The following is an 18,030-nucleotide window of genomic DNA, read 5'->3' as shown; positions in this document are numbered from 1 at the left end:
TCTCCTAACTTATATTTACAAGATGAGACCTGAATATTATTTGCTCAGCCGGATATGGCGGTGTAAACTCAAAATCAAAAAACACTTTTCCACTTGCAATGTTTGCCGGCGTATTGAGTTCTGAAGTTGCGTAACATTTTCCGCTGATAATTGCTCCTTGGGCTTTTAAATTGGCCAAATAAGAATTCACCCCCTCAATCACATCATCTATATAAGTTTTGGTAATATTGCGATCAACTGCCCAGAGATGAGCTCTAAGTAGACTGTCGTTAATTAAGTCTGCAGTGCGCCTTACTGATAGAAAAGCCCACTTAGGATCACTTGAGCAAGTTCTATTTCCCCAAAGCCTGTAGCCATTTTGATGAATTATTGTTGTTACTTCATTTTCATTTAAATGGTTTGCTCTACAATTTGTATTACCGAGCGTAAAATCAATAGGCCTGCTTGTGCCAACAATACCATTTATTTCTTTATTTGAAGGTGAATGCCAGAAGCCTTGTTCGCTGTCTATTTTAGCTATTAAACCTGCTACAAATGGGCTTGCCGGTTTTTCTTCCCCTTCAAATACTTTAACCCACGGATCAACAACATAAACTCTTGAGCTGCCTACACTTTTTCTCCACTTGATTGCTTCTTCATCATTGGTATTTGGTCCATCTGCTACTATTATGCTTCTCAGCTTTTCTGCTATAGGAATTAATGCTGAAACTACTGGATTTTTGCCATCTTCTGGTAGTTGGTGAGTAAACTGAGGTGCAATTAATATTCTTGGAGCAACATGAACTATACTTTCACTGCTGAGGAATGCCTCTATCCCTTGATACTCTCCAGTTTCTTTATCAACTCCACCGATTATACTTTGAATAGTTTCACTTTCTTTGAGCTTTGGATCACTGTTTTCACTTTCTTTAACTCGAATTACTACTACTGTTGCACCAACTTGTGTAAAGATAGAGCTTACTGCTTGTGGAAGGGTACCTGTTTTACCAAGCTTCGCAGCCTCTTTTAAGCTTCCTGCAATTAACACTGGCTTATTCAGTGGAAATTTTTGCTCATCTGCTTCAGGAGCAGTACCAATTACACCTATCACTGATGATTTAGCTGTACGTACTGTCTTTGCTCCTGAGGTTACCTCAATAACATTTACTCCGTGTAAAAATTCTTCAGCCATTTCTTTGTATTTTTTTCCTGAAATCATCGAGCAAAGTCTGTAGCTCATTTTCACTTTTGGCTTCTGCAATTTTCTTCTTGGTAATGTCTTCCAACTCTTCACATTTAATTATTTCTTTTACTGCTTTTTTTACTTTTTCTTCAATTATTCTTGCCATTTCGATAATTGTAATACCACGGACTTTTGCTAAAGGCTCTATAATTTCTTTATCCTTTTCATCTATAGATTCTGGTGCTGCTAGAATGCTTTTTGCGGCTTCCGCTTGAATCTCATAAGATTTAGCTTTTTGGTGAGAATAACCTGCATATTGGTGAGTATGATTATCATAATAGAAACGCATACTATCAAATGCACAAAGCTTCGCATTATCCAGTAACTCCTTTTGTATATCTTCTTTAGTACGCTGAGCAATTTCTCCTCCTTCTGTTAAACAATAACTTTTTTGCCAGTCAAAATTCTTTGGTGCTTCATACCAATCATTTCCAGTTGGCTTGTTTTCAAGTGTTGTTGTTTCAATCTGCTTGTGGTTTTCAAAACGTATATAAATAGTCACAAATTCCTCCTCATTGCCATATTTGATCAGTTCGTTCTAATCCTGGACATTGCCAAGCCCTTAGCGTTCTCTCTACATCTATCTCAAGCCCTGTGGTGAGAAAATTGCTACGTATGTTATAAATTCCCCACTGTATAAATTGACCATAGATTGTGCTATACGCATGCTCACTTGCAAAGAACTCAGGTGTCTCACCAACTCTTTCACCTTCTGAATGAAGATTAGATGACGTATAAAGTAACACTGTAACAGTTTTTCCTGCTGGAATGATTATGTTACCTGATCCAATAAATTCAGAACTGCTAATTTCATGCTGGTAAATACGTGTCCAAGTAATTCTCGAAATCTCTGACTTCCTTGTATTAGTTTTATCAGGTGTACCTATAAATAATCCTGCTCCTCCATAATTAACTTCATCTTTATACCACATTGCAGATCCAACAAAGTTTATAGTTTTACTTATATCTACATTGCTTGTGTTTTTTACGAATATTACTCCCAATGCAGCATAAGGGTATTTCAGCATATTGAATTGCTCCGAAAATCCATCATACATGAATCTTGGGTATGATTCTCCATAGATAAATGTACCTTTACTTCCTTCTAAAAAACTGAGTTGTCTTGGCCGATAAAAACTAACATAGCTTGTATCATATGTGTGAGTACCTGCTAGTAGTTGTAGCATATAGTCTGTTTTTGTTACATCACTACTCCACTGACCAAGCTCAGTTGTAAAAGTTCCGTGGCCAAAGTAATTATTTTTTCTACTTAGTACACCAAATAAAAAAGGTAATGCTCCAGGTTCAATCATATGACGATTTCTTACTTCTTTCATGATTGATGAGCCGCTTGGTACATCATTAACAGTACGGAAGTTATTCACTAAACCTTTTAGACCATCTTTATGATCATTGCCAACACTGTTTATTGCTGCAATATTGGCATTCTTTCTTGTATCAAGTAGTGATATATGTGAATCTGATGATGCTTTTAAAGTATCCAAGGTATTAGTTTTTAGCGTATTGATCTCATTTACAGACTTTGTCTTTGCTACAGTTATCGCCGATATTGAATTTTCCTTATTGCTATTTATGTCACTTAAGTGCGTCCTTGCAGCGCTTAAAAGTTCATTTAACTTACCATCTGTCATCTGTACAATTTCAGAAACTGAACTTTTGCCGATTATTGATTCAAGTGCTTTAGCAAGATATGCTAATTGATCTGGTGTACTATTTGCCGCTAAATCCTTAAGCCTTCTCTGTAGTGCGTCAATTATTTCTTTTATTTTAGCCATTTGCACAATATTAGAAATAGCTTTTTTATCTGCTATCAATTCCAGCGATTTTGCAAGATATGCCAATTGATTAGGTGTGCTGTTTGCTGCTAAATCCTTTATCCTTTGGTATATTGCTTCTTTCATTTCCAAAAATTTAAAAAAGTCTCAAAATTAAACCGCTCAAAATTACTCTTAAGTTGATTATGCTCATCTTCTCTTTCGGTAATATCTTCATCTATTTTCTCAATTGTGGTACGGATACGAACAACATCCTGCACAGCAATATTTTCTGGATGTGGTAGTGTATATCCTCGTTTGCTTTGGTCATTTGGCATTGATTTAAGTAATAATCACTCGCAAATTTTTGACTTTAGGACGATAGACAACTGTTCCACTTAAAACTAATTTTATCCTTGTCTCATTACCATTAAAGTTTGTTAGCACATGAGTTCTCTCTACCCAATTTTCCCCTATTGGTTTTCCCGAGGTTAAATTTACTAGCTGCCATTCTTTGACGCTTTTCTGCACATATGCTTTTACGTCTGCAGTGCCAGGTATTAGCGCATCATATGTTATGGTAATCTTAGTGTTAGCTCCTGCTGTAATGCTTCTTGTAACATAATCTCCTTTTTCCCCTATATTACCCATAACTAGCTGTAACCCAGGATAAAGAACTGGACTTTTTTCTCGCCCTCCTTTTAGGCTTGCTTTTACCGTTAATTCCCCATTTATTCTTTCACGCAGTGCGAGCGGCAAATTATCAGACAAAAAATTTTCTTTTCCTTCTTCATCTGTTAAAATAAATTCTACATTAGTATCAAATGCTACTTTTTCAACGTTCGTCAAAACAATTAAATCTGATATATTATTTGCAGTAACTTTACCCAGATCAACAACATGAGAAACTTCACTAAATTTTGCAGCTAGTAGTCGAAACGTTAAATCTAAGTTCTGATGTGGAGTCCAGGTACTTGCATTGCTTGATGAAAGTAATACTCCTACTTGATATGGTTGACTTGTTACCCAACGAATATTTACTGTATCATATTTGCCAAGTTCTGCTATTTTTACTGCAGTATCTGCATCATCAGTGAGTAGCACTATTGCATACTCTTGTCCTGCATGGCAAAACACTGGTGACCACTCTATACGTGTTGCTGTGCCATCTATCTTTATATCTTTTGGCTCAACATAACTTTCAGCAATGACAGTCTGCGAGGGCATTCCCACTGCTGTTTCTCTAATCTGCACAACAACACGTTTTTTGCCTTTATTTACAAACCATAGTTCCACGCCTCCTATGTGCCTACTTTCATTTAGAGTAAATGTTTGCGCTAAAGGATCAACTCTTCTTGCCGCGATAACTCTTCTTCTTTCTTCTATGGTAATAGTTTTTTTACCAGTATAAGTTGCTTCTCCATAACTGCCTTTATCACCGAAGAACTGCACTAATTTAGTACCGGCTGGAATATCCGCTGGTATTTTTATTTTTCCTCTTACTTTTCCCTGATTATCTGCAATGAATGTTGCGTTCATGTTTTTCTTTCAAATATTTTCTATGCTTGAGGTTGAATAAAAATTCCATCAAACTTTATCTCTTTAAGCTCCTCACTTGGCTCAAAACCTTCAATTTCAAAATTCTGTACTGCTTCTCTCATAAATTCAGCTTCGTATGAGGTACTTGACAGCAGCTCTGTTGTTTCTTTAACATTAAATACTCTTGTTACTGGACTTTTCCAATTCGTGGTAACCTCTGTCCAGTGATCTATATTTTTATTTAGAGTAATTTGTGCCGGGACTGGATCAAAAGCTTGATATGGATTGATCTTTTCTCCTTTGGTCTGTAAAAGCTGCTCCAGTACCGGTTCAAGTTCATACGGCAACAAATAAGTTTTTTCTCCTCCATCAATATCAGCAATCGTTACATCTATTGGTAAAATTAATTCCTTGTTTACTATTGCTGCAGACTGTGAGATTCCTTGATCGCGCATATCATCATCAAAGAATGGATCTACAAATACTCCTTTTTTGGTGGTAGGTTCTCTTGAATTTGCATCACTGCGTAAACGTTCCTCTGCAACCAGCGCATAAAGATCATTTATTCCCTTCTTCATTGCTTCAAGCTCATTCATGGGCACTGCATGAATAGCATTATTCACTATTTTTACCCCTTCTTTTTCGCCTTCTTTCCATGTCTGATGAATATAGCAGAGCAAAAGTTGTCCGTTAGGTGCTTTTGGCATTGATGGTCGCCAAGGGTGAGAAATTCCTTTTATTCTTCTTACCACCCCTTTGCTATCGATAGTAATTAAATCATAGCGGGGCATTTTCCAGGTGTAATCAACCAGAACCAAGCTGTTATCAACTGCACCTCTTACTTTACATCCCTCTTCACTTATATCTTCAGGGCTTACATGAGTGCGGCAGCGATAGGTTATTTGATAACTACTTCCAGGAGCTGGTTCTTTGCCTGGTAATGACCAATCAACGTTTCCTGCATTTAACTTATAGTCTATACTATTTTCATAAATAACATTGCCTTGTTTAACTTGAATAATCTCAAGTACTGCAGAATCAGGTATCGGATCAATAGCTCCAGAATATGAACCATGAGTAATGGTAATGGTTTTTTGAACAGTTATATCTACTTTTTTAATTTCACTTATTGGAAAATCATTAACCTTCAGTTCCATTACTCTTTGGCTATTTGGCTGAAAAGTATGTGGTTCTGATTCAACTGATTTTATATCCGGATCTTCATCAAAAGAAACACGAATACTGTGAGGAAGTTCAATCTCATAGCCATCAACATGAGCTTTGCCCTCATTAATCACAAATATTTTTTTTCCTCTTTCTCCCACTTCCTTTTGCAGGAACATTACTTCAAGGCCATTTACGACATAGGAACCATTTGCTTCTTTGTCATAACGAGCAAGAGCAGTAGTTACTATATTTGCTTGTGGTGGCGGTGAATGTTCTATTAATACTCCATTTTCAATATGGTAAATTGGATAAAATTCTCCATTTACAGAAAAAGGGGAAGAAACACCATCAGATTGATAACCCCAAATGGTGGAAACTTTAAGCCTTGCTGCTCCTACTTCCTGATAGTTTCTTGTACCAACAGCAGGATCACGAAGGTTTTCATCCTCAAGTTCTGTAATCGTAGATTCTACATAATAAACACCTATGCGAACTGTGGTACTCAGTGGAATAAAAAATTCTTCTTTTTCGACTTTTCTAACTGCTCCACGAAGATAGATTTTTCCTGATTCAAGCGTAACTTTACCAGTTTCTCTATCTATAATACAATTGCTTCCTGTTATAACATCACCATCACGAAATATTGCATCGCCTATACCTTTAAGCTTAGAGAGAGCATATTCCTGAGTCTCGTTTAGTTCTGCAGACTGTAGACCTCTTCCTGCAAGAAATAAGCTTTTTTCGTATTCTTTGTCAGGATTAAAGCGATTATAATAGCTATTCAAAGTCATTCTTTTCCCCTCTTCAGAATGTAACGACAAAGGCAAAAGTTTCCCGGGTTGCTGCGGTTCTGATCAGTGGTACCGTGTGTTCTAAAACTAACAAAATTCCAGGATTTTCCACGTCTTTTGGCTCAAAATATCTCTGTCCAGGAGGTGCTTTCTCCTTTACCTTTGTACCAACCATAACCCCGAGTTCCCTGATAACTTGATTTGCTGCGTCCGTGAAATCGAAAGTAAATTTGAGAAAAAGATTATTAGTTGGTACATTTGAGGGCCTAAACCTTCCAGAAGGAGTTATAAGTTCGCCGTTTTCATCACCTGTGCAGAATAGCACTTCATCTGCAGTACGTCTGCCAAGCTCATTGAGCAGTTTTTGAGATGTAATGGACTCTGGTGGTGTGTCTTGAATGTATTCTATAGTTACTGTACTATTCTCTACAATAGAGCTGTTTTTCGTACGTTTTATTATACCACTACTGCTCTCAACTATATAGTCAATACTGGATTGATACACTGTTTGTCCTGTAAAAACCCTTACATCTTTAATAGTGTGGTAATCTAGAGCTATTTCACCCTCAATAAAAACTTTTTCGACCTGATGGCTACTTTCCCAGCTCGTATCACCTGTTCCCCAAGCAAGGTGGATAGACTGCTCTTTTATACTTGCTGCTATTGCTGCTCTTCCTGATTGTGTGAGTATTGACATTTTAAAGTTTGACCCCTGTATATATATTCACCAAAATTACAAAAACTGTTCAGTTTTTTTAGGAAAATTCTTCTTTTATTTCATAATAAATTTTTGTTGACTAATCTTTAATCTATTTTAGACATAATATATTTACTTTTAGATATATGATAGCTAGTGAGGAATTTTGGGAAAATAATTTAGAAATGCCAGTATCCTTTTTGCTTAAGGACTTTCAAAATCCAAGTTTACGTGAAAGTTGGCTTAATTCTCTTTCTGGTAGACAATTAAGTGTGATTTTTAACCACTATTTTCAGAATAAGCAAAATAGGCAATTATTTAAAGACTACGAAAAATCCGATGATATTTCAACTCAGCAAAAGCGTAAGATGCTTATTAAAATTTCTGAATCTCTGTTTGATTATTACTTAGTCAATCGTTTTAGTCGTGCAAAATCAGAAACAACTATAGCTGAAGTAGCACAGTCTGTATTAAGCCAAGATCTTCTGAAATCATTTCTGTTGCAAAATAACAAATATGACAAAAAGTCCTTGTTGTTTACTCTCTTTATAATTAATCATAACTTACTGAAACAAATTTTCTGCTTTAATCAAGTGCAGAAAAAAGGTTTTTTACCTTTCGTATTAAAAAATCCTCCAAGACAAAAGTCCACTTCATTTAAGGATTTTTTATCAAAAAGTACGATACAGGAAATATTAAAACAGCATGATCTATTCGAAAATGATAGTTTTGAAAGTCAGTTTCAAGAACTCTTTTACTACCAAAATAGTATTTACTTATTTATACGACGTGCTAGTAAAGATGAAGATTTGGTAATGAGTTCAAATAAGGTAATACACGGTTATAAACCTAGTAGAATTATTATTGACTTTGCTTTAAATGCTAACCAAGTAAATCTATCTATTCAAAGTTTTGATCAAGGATTAAAAATAGCAAATAGAATAGCAAGCTGTTATTTTCAACGAGAATGTTCATTTACTAACATGCGCCACCAAAATACAACAGCACAAGTGAGTACTTTTTTGAATGACTGTGTAAAACAACATGTACCTGATATTCGCCTATTTGAATTGAAATTTGGTCCATCTAAATCTAAAACTAATCTTACGTTAAACACGGATAATATTGAAGAGTGGTTGCAGAAGATAGAGCCTTCGGTTGGTAGTGTACTGCATGATGTTTCGCTTGTTCAGCATATCAAAGTATTGTTCAAAAGTAAAAAAGTTACTTTATCCTTTCAGACAGACACGCAATACGCAAATTATATAGAAATTGATTACTCAGAATATGTTCTCAATAGAAAAGAACGAGATGATTTTAAGTCTTTAATTAGAGATAGCTATGGAATTACCGTTTTGTCGAAAACACTCTCAAGATATTGATACTATGTTAGTAAATAGGTCCTGGGTAGATCCTGATGAGAACTATATAGATGCTGCAGAGTATCTCAACCAGATTGATTTTGTTAAACTTGAGAAGCATTACTTCGTTATTTGCGCTAATGATTTAGATCTTGATTTTCCAAATATACAAAATCCTTATTGCAAAAACGAGGTTATCATTTCTCATGATTTTGATGAAGAGTGTGATGATCTAGCTTGCGAGGATTGTGGTCGTGATATTTTTCCTGATACTTATAAAAAACAGCGTTATCTTGTGCTTTCAATTAAACTTAATACGGAAAAAATTATAAGTTGGTTTGAAAAACTATTAATAGGGCTCATATGGGAAAAGGCGGCAAATGGGATATATCATATAAGCTTTAAAAGTAAAATAGTAAGCGTTATTATACCAACTTTATGTACTGATAAGTCATATTTAACTGTAGATAGGTTAAGAACTAATGTTGCTGTTCTTATAACTTTTGGAAAGGCAGACTTAAAAATATTGTTAAGCCTATACACTGTTTCCATGGCTGATTTAATTTGTAAACATCAAACTCTAAATCAAATACTAAGCGAAGCAGTTGAAAAAGGAGTACCAGAGCTATTACCTAATGTTTCTTTTCAAGCATTCCCTTATGTTCCACTGCAAGAAACAACTCTTCCAGAAAAAAAGATACTGCGATTAAAAGTTGAAGATAATACTATTTATGTTAATGACATTGAAATTATAGGCAAACAAGCAATTTCGAGCATCCGCATCTTTAGAGTATTACTTAAACAATTTTTGCGTGACTTGGAAGCAGTTAAAGAATATAAATTTCTTAGTATCATTCAAATAGCAGATAGTTTAGGTATTGAAGACCCAGAACAGCAAGTACGCAGACCTCTTAACAGAATGCAAAAAACAATAGCAGAAAAGCTAGCTAGCACCTTGGGACTAAATATAAAACGCGATGATGTGATACAAGCGTGTAACTGGTCAGGCTATCGGCTTAATCCATCTACCATTAACTTAAGTGCTAGCTAGCCCTATTGCTAAAAACAGTCTAATGGTAACATAACTTTAACGCGTCTGTTATTTCTTGGTACTTCTTTTTCACGAAATTTTATATAACCTTCAGTAACTAAGGCATTAATATATCTAAGAATAGAATGATGACTCTTAAGACCATTCAAAAAAATAGCAAAATTGGGTTTTAGTAAAAAAGCGTCCCTTACTCGCTTCCTCATTAATTAACTGTAAAACAGTATCATATTCTCTCTTCCAGCGTATGGTTCCTTTATGTTTAGTAAGTAATTCTTTAACAAGGTTTATGTCACTTATAATTGAACTCAAAAATTCAGCTATATCCCCGTTTTTATCTTTAGAAACCTGTTGTTCAGCATTCATATCACTAATACCAGGCGATAAATAAGACAGACATTCTTTAAATCAATAGTGTTTTTTGGGATTTATTCATCTATAAAAATTGTTTCAAATAAACACAGCAGCTTTAGAAAGGTATCCAATCACGCTCAGTATTTTGATGTTGCTCTTGAGTAATAACCGTAGCAATCTTGTTTTTCTCTCCATATCGATCAGCCTCAATACCAACTTTTGCAGTAAACTCTAACCCATTAAAATCAGCTATAGAGTTGACTTTTCTAGCAATAACTGCTTTTTCTGAAGTGTCATTTGAATGAATGTTCCGTGCTGACTCTAAAATACTTCTAAGCATAGAACGACCCATTTCTCCCCAAGTATCTTCTCCTTCAACGCTTGCTTTGCCACTTTTAATACCAATTACTTGATAAATCTTACGTTTTGCATATGGACCTTCAGTGACAGTAAATTCAGCGTTTAAATAGATGCTACCAGTAGTGTAGCTTTTCGTGAACCAATTCTCATAACCTCCAGGCTTTATTGCCATTTTTACCTTGACTATTGTACCTTTCGGTATTAAACTGCTTTGCAGTTTTGCGTTATTAAAATCAGTTAAAAAATCTGCTAGCATATTGTCTCCTATAAATTAAGTAAAAAAAGAATCAACTCCATTGGTCTACGAGTTGCCAATTGCCATTTATCTTATCGACAAGTTTGTTTGGTACACGTTCACCATTACGAAGCTCAAATACTATTTGACGGGTAGTGCTTTCTTCATCATGAGAAAACATCACCATGCCAGTACTGTAGAATCCTCTTAAAGATCCAGCACCGCTTAAACCCTGAAATGGATCTTCTTCTAACATTTTTTTGGATAGTTTTTTTGTATGGTGGGTGAGTATTATGCCTGAATCTGGATTGATAACATTTCTCAGTCTTTCAAGTGTTTTTTGCAAGAAGAATAACATAGCGCTATTGTCGTTTTCATTGCCATATTCACTTGAGTTAAAAATGTTACGAAGAGGTAGGGTCGAGAACTGGCGCGCCTCTTTAGGGCTTGGTGGCTGATCCATTATTTTCATGTTGGGCCTCAATCCAAAATTCCCATGTTTACGTTTCCAGCTCCCGCCTCGTCAAACGCAGCATGCAGTTTTCCCGCACTACGCTTTCCTAGCAGATTCTTACCAAAGTTTATAACATCTTGTACTGGGGCTGCTTTCGGAACGTAATATCTTAATCTATAGTCTTTATATAGACCTAGTGTTTCGTATATCCATTCGCTACTCCACCTCTCCCAGCCAAATCCTTTTGCTTTTCTAGCTTTCATTAATTTGCGTCTTACTTTCTTCTCTACCCATAGTTTCACGTAGTTAAAGTTTCGACCTGAGTTTCCTATCCTAAAGTAGTTTGTCCACCCTCTCAGTATTGGATTAATGATATTTATCACTTTCCATATTGGTTGCGATTTGTGGTCGCGAAATACCTCCTTCAATTTTTGAAGTAAGTTTGTCCGCGCTTTCATCTGTGGTGTTGTTTGTACCCTCCACTTTCCTTGTTTTGTGATCTTCTCTCGAAAATCAAATCCTAGAAAGCTGAATGTCTCTCTTTCCTTTAGGTTAATTACTTTTGTCTTTTCTTTATTTACTTCTACCTTTAGTTTTGCTAATTCTTCTTGTACCCTTCTATACACTAATTTTTCTAGCCATTCCCATCTCTGGTGCCCATCTATCAGTATCACTAAATCGTCTGCCCATCTGGCGTATTCTATATGTCGATATTTTCCCTCTTTTGTCACCTCTTTTGCCTTCTCTAGCATTTTATCTACCTCATTAAGGTATATATTGCTTAGTAGTGGTGAAAGTGGTGATCCTTGCGCTATTCCTCGTTTCCCTCCTACTTTGAGGATTAGCTTGATCAAGTGCATGATTTCTTTATCATTTACTCTTTTGGAAATCTTTTCCATAAGAATATGGTGTCGCACATTGTCGAAGTAGGATTTCAGATCTGTGTCAATAACTTTTGTATTGCCTTTGATTGCTGCTTTCGATACTTTATCAATTGCTTCATGCGCTTTTCTCCTAGGTCTATATCCATATGATCCGTCCTGAAAGTCAGATTCAAATATTGGTTCAAGTATTAGCTTCAGTGCTGTTTGCACTATTCTGTCCCGGATGCAGGGTATGTTCAACGTTCTGAGTTTTCCCCTAACTTTTGGTATTTCCTTCCTCCGGTTCCTATTTGGGCTATAGGTTTTGGTTATTAGTTCGTGTCTTATTTGTTGAAGATACTTTTCTAAGCCTTCTGCCTCTATCGATTCAAATGTCACCCCGTCTATTCCTGGTGCCCCTTTGCTCTTCTTTGTCAGCTTATATGCTTCTTCTAGTGTCTCCATCTTGCAGACTTGAACATAGATTCCCCAGAATCGCCATTCCGGTTCTGTTTTCGCTTTGGTATATATCTTTCTTCTCAGGTCTTGTAATTTTATTGGCATTTTTATCATTTTTACCTTTACCTTCCTTTTTGTTAAAAGATTTCTACTAGTAGGGTGCCTTTGCTCCATGAGAGTTACCTCACTTCTTTACTACTACGCACCCATCCGCCACCCTCTCATCTTCGGTTCTTTTCCTGTTTTCCAGTTATAGAACCTACCACTCCAAGGTATTTCTCCTTGGGATGAGGAGGGCTTCTCCAGTTGCTTTGTATGTCCTCATTACCATGCTATCACTACCACCCCGCTGAAGTAGAACAATTGTATCAGTCGTTTTTCAACTGCCTATTCTGCTTTCGCCCATTGACCGCTGGCTCAGCCTTCAGTTCTTATCGTTTTCGAGGCCACCTATATGTTTGCTTTCGCTACGGCCTGGTAATTCGCCGTTATCCTATGATAACGTTGTCGGTAGGCTTCAACATTTTGCTTTCTCTCCACATTGCTACCCTAGCTACAGGACTTCGACTTTTATCCTGATGGGTCTACCTCCCACTGAACATACTTGCCTTTTCTGGACACACGATCAATCGCAATAATATCAGGCTTAAAACGTTCTTTGACAGTATTTTTAATTTCATCTATTTCTTCACTACTAAATGATAATTGCACTCTTGGCGTGATAATTAAGTTATTGGCAGCTACATTCAAAAGTTCGTTATCCAGTTGAAGTTGTTGCAACCGTTCTTTCATATATTCATACTCAATTTCAGTTTGCATGTAGAAAATTTTTAAAGGTCTATTTGGTGTCATACCAAGAAATGATCTACCAGCAGCCATGTGAACAAGCCAAGAGATCAAAAAGTCACTTTTGCCGATTTTAGGTGGGCCACCTAGTACCAATAAACCTCTTTTCGTTAAAATTCTAGGGCAGATGATATCTTCTGGTATTGGCGATTGATCATTCAAGTATTCTTTCACACTGAAAAAGGGAATTTTTTGACCGATATTGAAAAAGCTTTGTTCCATAATAATTGTTCTCCAATTTTTAATTAAGCAATAGGAGCCAAAGTTTTGGCTTTAATTTTCGCAAGTAATTTACCCAAATGTGGTTCTTCAACCATATTCAGGCAGCCACTTCGATCTTTAGCTGGGTATCCCCAAGAGTTAATAGTCTGACAGACGAATGAACGTTTCTCTGTGCCATCATCTTTCTTGATTCCAACCATACTAATTACTTCATCAACAATACCTGGAATTTCACTAGCAGTTTTAGCCCCTTCACATTGAGGTAACCAAGTTGGACGATTGCAGTCATCAAGATATTGACCTAATGTGCCAACTATGATAATGTCTTTATCTCTGATGTGTTGAAATTGATTGAGCCAAGCCATCATCTCTTGAGCAAGTGTGCCATAAGCAGCTCTTTTATCTTCTCTCCCTGATCTATCTGAAAAAGCTTCAGGTTGCATTCTTGCCCATAATAGACATAAACGTGAGGCAACGGTTATACTATCCACAAAGATGCATCGGTATTTAGAAACTTTAGAAAGAAGATCTTTGTGCTTGCTACAGACATGCTCATAGTGTTTTTGACTATACGCTTGATCAGACCTTAATGCAGGATTAGGACCACCAATAAGACAAGCAATGTCTCTGGCCTCATTCCAAGTGCGCATATTGATTGAATCTCCTTTCCAGTCTTGTACAGCTAGAAGTCCTGCTTCAAAATCAAGGCAAAGTGTTGTTGATTCATCGAGAGTTTTGAGTAAGCTAGTTTTACCAATTCCATAAGGGCCAAAGATTACTATCTTCACACCTGTGACTATTTTTGCTCTTTCTTCGCTGTTTATTATTTTCATGTTTTTACCTATATGCACTTATATATAAATTCACCAAATTTCAAAAAACTGTTCAATTTTTCTTATGCTTTTTTCCGTAAACAGGTGCAAATTTAGATCGCATTTTCTTGAAAATGTTGTACAAAGTAGTCCGTGACATATTGTTCATGTCTGCAACTTCAGCAATGCTGTGATGTTTAAGTTGTTCACATAAAACTTGCCACTTCTTTGGTAATTTTGAAATAATTTGCTCAACATCAATACGTAGTATCGTTTCATCTTCAAAGCAGTAACTTTCTTGTTGCACATTATTTTCAAGCTTAGGAGTAGTACGTGAGTGTTTACGGACTAGATTATTAATACGATTTTTAACAACTTGCTTAGCAAAGGTTGAAAGACTGCCCTTAGTTTTATCATACTGATCTATGCATGAAAGAAACTCACAGAAGAGGTCTTGTTCTATGTCTTCAATATCTTGATCAGTAAGCGATTTATAATATTTTGCGTAAAATTTTATTAAATTAACAACTTTAGGATCAATACCTGAATAAGAGTTTCGAGATTTCATAAGATGTGTCCTTAAATGAAAGACTTAAGGATGAAACTTTCTTAGTAAATATTGTAGGACATGAAAAAAATACCTCAGACAATCGTGAGTTTTTTACCCTCTGAAAACCTGGAATCTTTTTTCAAACCTCAGACACTCAAAACTTTGATCAGACAATGCACCTACGAACTGAACAGTTTTTGTAAATCCGGTGAATATATAGAACAAGACTTTCAACTTACAGGTAATTTCATGAGTGATTCATACAATGTTCAAGAACTTAAAGCACAACTTCTATTAAACTTAAGATCTTGTCTTTTGTACTTGCTACCTAACGGAACTTTTCACAAAAATGAGTTTCAAGTAGGTGATATATGGGGTAATAAAGGAAAAAGTTTAAGAGTAGAACTAAGTGGCAGTAGAGCCGGGTTATGGAATGATTTTGCAACTGGAGAAGGTGGTGACATTATCGACCTTTGGGCAGCTGTACATAGAAAGAATGCAAGGACAGAGTTTCCTGAGGTAATAGCTTCAATAAGTGAATGGCTCGGAAATAATAAAAAATACAGAGAGAAACAATATGTTGATGAAGACTTTGAGAAATTCATTACCCAAAGTTGGAATTATTATGATGAAAATGGTCAGGTGATTGTAAAAGTTTATCGTTCTGATCCTCCTGGAAAGAAAAAAGTATACAAGCCTTTTGATATCAAACAATCTAAGTTTGCATCACCAGAAATAAGGCCTCTATATAATATTCCAGAAATCTTAAAGTCTGATAAAATTGTTCTGGTGGAAGGGGAAAAATGTGCAGAAGCGCTGATAGAGAAGGGAATAACTGCAACAACAGCGATGTCTGGAGCAAATGCACCTATTGAGAAAACTGATTGGACTCCGCTAAAAGGTAAACACATTATTATATGGCCAGATAATGATGAAGCAGGTAAGAAATATGCTAAAAATGCTGAAAAAAAGCTTTTAGAAATCGGAGTTGAATCACTTGTTGTTCTTAATATTCCACAAAATAAAACAAAAGGCTGGGATGCTGCTGATTGTGTAGAGGAAGGTATAGATGTCAAAGAGTTTTTAACTTCAACTCCATGTATAAATTTACCTGCTACTGATATTCCAACTACTGATACTTCAAATATGAAAAGTTTAGAAAGACCCATAAAACAGCCACTTAATATTTTAGATTGGAGTGCAGAGCGCTTTGTAGGTCCAGTACCAGAGCAAAAATTTCTTGTTGAAGGGATATTTCCTTTGGGCGTTACTTCAATAGTTGCTGCTATGGGAGACACAGGAAAAGGAATGCTGCTACTTGATTTGGCTCTCAAAGTTGTAAATGATACAGATCAAATATGTGGTTTTGGTTCGCTTGTGACTGAACATGGATCAGTGGTAGTCTTTTTAGCAGAAGATGATGCAGGTGAAGTACATCGCCGCTTAGAACGACTTGACCCTAAATGTGAAAGATTAAAATATAAAGACAAACTATTTATTGTACCACTGCCAAACGTCAGAGGATCACTTACAATACTAAGAAACGTTCGTGGTAAAGTTGTCGAAGTTTCTCCTGAATTCGAATCTATAATAAAACAGCTCGAGAAAATTAAAGATCTGAAATTGATAGTATTTGATCCACTTGCTTCATTTATCCATGCAGATATAAATGCTGACCCAGCTGTAGGGGATTATCTGATGTGTCTATTGTCTGATCTAGCAAATAGTACTGGAGCTTCAATTGTTACTGCTCACCACATGAGAAAACCAAAAGGAGAAAAACCTATACTAACTGTTGAACAAGCAAGAGATGCAATAAGAGGTACCTCTGCTCTTGTTAATGGTGTTAGATGCTCATACGCTTTTTGGCCAATAGAAAATACAGCTAGGCTAGAGATCTTTAAGGCAGTAGGAGAAACACCAAGACAGAATGCTTTATTTCATGGGGCAGTTGTGAAGGCCAATGGGTTAGCTGATCGTACTGTAAGAACTTACCTAAGAAATCAGGAAGCAGGGCTACTAGAAGATATAACAATACAACTAACAGTTAAAAATGCTAGTGAAAAAGACCTTAAAATATGTCTTATCGATGCAGTTACACGATCTGCTGCTTCAGGGCATCCATTTACTCACACAGGAAGCACAGGAGTATATAAGCAACGCCATAGACTACCTGAAGTTTTTCACAGCATGGGAAGGGATAGACTAGAGCGTATGGTACAGGAACTTTTGCAGGTAAAGCAGTTAGTTAAAGTGATGTCTACAGGTTCAAGAGAGGATAAGTGGCTTGACATTCCAACTGGACCATTTGCTTGTGGTATAGGAAAATTCACTCTTGGAGCTGAAGATTTTAGCTATAGGGAAAATTTAATGTTAGGATAAGTCTTTTTTTATGGGTAAAAATATTTTAGAGTTTACCCAGTTTTCTCTATTGCCATTTCAATCTATATAGCTACTATCAATTTACATCCACTCAACTAGAACTTAGCACTTAAGAAATAGCACCATCAATGATTGTATTACATTCCTAATTCCTAGGTTCCTAAATCAGTAATTAGAAATCAGGAATCTAAATTCTGCGTGAGAGCTAGCTTTTTTGCCTACGTTCCTAAAAGCGTTCCTAGAAACCACATGTCTAAAGTCAGCCAGTGAGGCGGATTCTAGCTTCCTAAAACCCTTATATATTATATATATATAATAGTAATAAATAATAACAGTAATAATAAATATAAAATATATTGGATAAATAGAAATGAAGAAGACCTAGAGAGATTACCACAAAACATTACTTAAATTTAATGAAAAAAATACAACCTTGAGGCAATTGCATTTAGTGCGAATTTAAAGTGATTATACAATTATACTACCAAGAACTAAGTTACTTATGTAAGGCAGCTTAAAACTCGATTATGAGGCATTTCTAAATTATCTTTTACCTTAAACTTTTACTTGCTACAAAAAACCTCAGCTTACTCTATCATATTTCTTATTTATTGTAAAATACTTTTTCAAAAAAGTGAACAGTTTTTGTAATTTCGGTGAATATATATCACCAGAGCTGGTTATTTTGGAGGTCTTATTGAAATATAACTATTTTCATCTAAAACTCTTAAGTTGAATTTTTAGGTAATCTCTATAAATAATTTGTAGATGAATCTAAAGGAAAAAAGTTTGGAGTTGCTGCTATAAAAGAAGAAACAGAAGCTACCTTAAAATGGAGACAAAGATCAAAATTTATTTATTTACGTCTCCAGGTTTATCTAGTATAATGGAGA

At 35.8% G+C, this 18,030-nt stretch carries 15 protein-coding genes and 2 pseudogenes; 3 read left to right on the top strand and 14 right to left on the bottom strand.

Features of this window, described 5'->3' with window-relative positions; all coding sequences use genetic code 11:
• Positions 1 to 4: 4 nt before the first annotated feature.
• Genes ABWU32_RS05660 through ABWU32_RS05630 form a run of 7 tightly spaced genes read right to left on the bottom strand, consistent with a single transcriptional unit; the run spans position 5 to position 7,191 of the window.
• Positions 5 to 1,171 carry a phage tail sheath subtilisin-like domain-containing protein gene (locus ABWU32_RS05660; RefSeq protein WP_265028062.1) on the bottom strand — a complete coding sequence of 389 codons (1,167 nt, stop codon included), beginning with the start codon at positions 1,169 to 1,171 and terminating at the stop codon, positions 5 to 7.
• Positions 1,164 to 1,724 carry a hypothetical protein gene (locus tag ABWU32_RS05655; RefSeq protein ID WP_265027830.1) on the bottom strand — a complete coding sequence of 187 codons (561 nt, stop codon included), beginning with the start codon at positions 1,722 to 1,724 and terminating at the stop codon, positions 1,164 to 1,166. The genes ABWU32_RS05660 and ABWU32_RS05655 overlap by 8 nt, the downstream gene beginning before the upstream one ends.
• 10 nt (positions 1,725 to 1,734) lie before the next feature.
• Positions 1,735 to 3,144, bottom strand: coding sequence for a hypothetical protein (locus tag ABWU32_RS05650; protein WP_353278526.1), 1,410 nt, complete (start codon positions 3,142 to 3,144; stop codon positions 1,735 to 1,737).
• On the bottom strand, positions 3,141 to 3,335 hold the full coding sequence (locus ABWU32_RS05645; protein WP_065094988.1) for a hypothetical protein: 195 nt from the start codon (positions 3,333 to 3,335) through the stop codon (positions 3,141 to 3,143). The genes ABWU32_RS05650 and ABWU32_RS05645 overlap by 4 nt, the downstream gene beginning before the upstream one ends.
• Positions 3,336 to 3,339: 4 nt before the next feature.
• Positions 3,340 to 4,536 (bottom strand): hypothetical protein, encoded by a 1,197-nt coding sequence (locus ABWU32_RS05640; protein ID WP_353278524.1) that lies wholly within the window; start codon positions 4,534 to 4,536, stop codon positions 3,340 to 3,342.
• A gap of 20 nt (positions 4,537 to 4,556) precedes the next feature.
• Positions 4,557 to 6,494 carry a DUF4815 domain-containing protein gene (locus ABWU32_RS05635; RefSeq protein ID WP_265028024.1) on the bottom strand — a complete coding sequence of 646 codons (1,938 nt, stop codon included), beginning with the start codon at positions 6,492 to 6,494 and terminating at the stop codon, positions 4,557 to 4,559.
• A gap of 13 nt (positions 6,495 to 6,507) precedes the next feature.
• Positions 6,508 to 7,191, bottom strand: coding sequence for a hypothetical protein (locus ABWU32_RS05630; RefSeq protein WP_265028025.1), 684 nt, complete (start codon positions 7,189 to 7,191; stop codon positions 6,508 to 6,510).
• A gap of 146 nt (positions 7,192 to 7,337) precedes the next feature.
• On the opposite strand from ABWU32_RS05630, the gene ABWU32_RS05625 reads away from it, so the two are divergent.
• On the top strand, positions 7,338 to 8,573 hold the full coding sequence (locus ABWU32_RS05625; protein ID WP_264375672.1) for a hypothetical protein: 1,236 nt from the start codon (positions 7,338 to 7,340) through the stop codon (positions 8,571 to 8,573).
• Positions 8,533 to 9,603 (top strand): hypothetical protein, encoded by a 1,071-nt coding sequence (locus ABWU32_RS05620; RefSeq protein WP_265024763.1) that lies wholly within the window; start codon positions 8,533 to 8,535, stop codon positions 9,601 to 9,603. The genes ABWU32_RS05625 and ABWU32_RS05620 overlap by 41 nt, the downstream gene beginning before the upstream one ends.
• A 135-nt stretch (positions 9,604 to 9,738) precedes the next feature.
• On the opposite strand, the gene ABWU32_RS05615 is transcribed toward ABWU32_RS05620, so the two are convergent.
• From ABWU32_RS05615 to ABWU32_RS05585, 7 genes and pseudogenes are all read right to left on the bottom strand, one after another.
• Positions 9,739 to 9,966 carry a hypothetical protein gene (locus ABWU32_RS05615; RefSeq protein WP_341814055.1) on the bottom strand — a complete coding sequence of 76 codons (228 nt, stop codon included), beginning with the start codon at positions 9,964 to 9,966 and terminating at the stop codon, positions 9,739 to 9,741.
• Positions 9,967 to 10,069: 103 nt separating this feature from the next.
• Positions 10,070 to 10,570 carry a hypothetical protein gene (locus ABWU32_RS05610; protein ID WP_265024762.1) on the bottom strand — a complete coding sequence of 167 codons (501 nt, stop codon included), beginning with the start codon at positions 10,568 to 10,570 and terminating at the stop codon, positions 10,070 to 10,072.
• A 31-nt stretch (positions 10,571 to 10,601) separates the two neighbouring features.
• Positions 10,602 to 10,964: pseudogene (locus ABWU32_RS05605) on the bottom strand (hypothetical protein); the annotation flags it as partial.
• 65 nt (positions 10,965 to 11,029) lie between these two features.
• A complete protein-coding gene (gene ltrA / locus ABWU32_RS05600) occupies positions 11,030 to 12,499 on the bottom strand; it encodes a group II intron reverse transcriptase/maturase (protein WP_281508685.1) in 1,470 nt (489 codons plus the stop codon).
• Positions 12,500 to 12,949: 450 nt separating this feature from the next.
• A pseudogene (locus ABWU32_RS05595) lies at positions 12,950 to 13,393 on the bottom strand (AAA family ATPase); the annotation flags it as partial.
• Between the two features lie 23 nt (positions 13,394 to 13,416).
• Positions 13,417 to 14,226, bottom strand: coding sequence for an ATP-binding protein (locus ABWU32_RS05590; RefSeq protein ID WP_265024760.1), 810 nt, complete (start codon positions 14,224 to 14,226; stop codon positions 13,417 to 13,419).
• 52 nt (positions 14,227 to 14,278) lie between these two features.
• Positions 14,279 to 14,773, bottom strand: coding sequence for an RNA polymerase sigma factor (locus ABWU32_RS05585; RefSeq protein WP_213864031.1), 495 nt, complete (start codon positions 14,771 to 14,773; stop codon positions 14,279 to 14,281).
• Between the two features lie 231 nt (positions 14,774 to 15,004).
• On the opposite strand from ABWU32_RS05585, the gene ABWU32_RS05580 reads away from it, so the two are divergent.
• Positions 15,005 to 17,137, top strand: a complete 2,133-nt coding sequence (locus ABWU32_RS05580) for an AAA family ATPase (RefSeq protein ID WP_353278519.1) — start codon at positions 15,005 to 15,007, stop codon at positions 17,135 to 17,137.
• The last annotated feature ends 893 nt before the right edge of the window (positions 17,138 to 18,030 follow it).

This window comes from Wolbachia endosymbiont (group A) of Udea olivalis, assembly GCF_964028365.1.
Lineage (GTDB): Bacteria > Pseudomonadota > Alphaproteobacteria > Rickettsiales > Anaplasmataceae > Wolbachia > Wolbachia pipientis.
This window is presented reverse-complemented; position numbering and strand designations above follow the sequence as displayed.

Excerpts from the sequence above, each read along its gene's own strand:
- ABWU32_RS05640 (WP_353278524.1), bottom strand. The coding sequence starts at position 4,536 with ATGAACGCAACATTCATTGCAGATAATCAGGGAAAAGTAAGAGGAAAA.
- ABWU32_RS05620 (WP_265024763.1), top strand. The coding sequence starts at position 8,533 with ATGGAATTACCGTTTTGTCGAAAACACTCTCAAGATATTGATACTATG.
- ABWU32_RS05660 (WP_265028062.1), bottom strand. The coding sequence starts at position 1,171 with ATGGCTGAAGAATTTTTACACGGAGTAAATGTTATTGAGGTAACCTCA.
- ltrA (WP_281508685.1), bottom strand. The coding sequence starts at position 12,499 with ATGGAGCAAAGGCACCCTACTAGTAGAAATCTTTTAACAAAAAGGAAG.
- ABWU32_RS05650 (WP_353278526.1), bottom strand. The coding sequence starts at position 3,144 with ATGAAAGAAGCAATATACCAAAGGATAAAGGATTTAGCAGCAAACAGC.
- ABWU32_RS05635 (WP_265028024.1), bottom strand. The coding sequence starts at position 6,494 with ATGACTTTGAATAGCTATTATAATCGCTTTAATCCTGACAAAGAATAC.
- ABWU32_RS05610 (WP_265024762.1), bottom strand. The coding sequence starts at position 10,570 with ATGCTAGCAGATTTTTTAACTGATTTTAATAACGCAAAACTGCAAAGC.
- ABWU32_RS05580 (WP_353278519.1), top strand. The coding sequence starts at position 15,005 with ATGAGTGATTCATACAATGTTCAAGAACTTAAAGCACAACTTCTATTA.
- ABWU32_RS05625 (WP_264375672.1), top strand. The coding sequence starts at position 7,338 with ATGATAGCTAGTGAGGAATTTTGGGAAAATAATTTAGAAATGCCAGTA.
- ABWU32_RS05645 (WP_065094988.1), bottom strand. The coding sequence starts at position 3,335 with ATGCCAAATGACCAAAGCAAACGAGGATATACACTACCACATCCAGAA.
- ABWU32_RS05585 (WP_213864031.1), bottom strand. The coding sequence starts at position 14,773 with ATGAAATCTCGAAACTCTTATTCAGGTATTGATCCTAAAGTTGTTAAT.
- ABWU32_RS05590 (WP_265024760.1), bottom strand. The coding sequence starts at position 14,226 with ATGAAAATAATAAACAGCGAAGAAAGAGCAAAAATAGTCACAGGTGTG.
- ABWU32_RS05630 (WP_265028025.1), bottom strand. The coding sequence starts at position 7,191 with ATGTCAATACTCACACAATCAGGAAGAGCAGCAATAGCAGCAAGTATA.
- ABWU32_RS05615 (WP_341814055.1), bottom strand. The coding sequence starts at position 9,966 with ATGAATGCTGAACAACAGGTTTCTAAAGATAAAAACGGGGATATAGCT.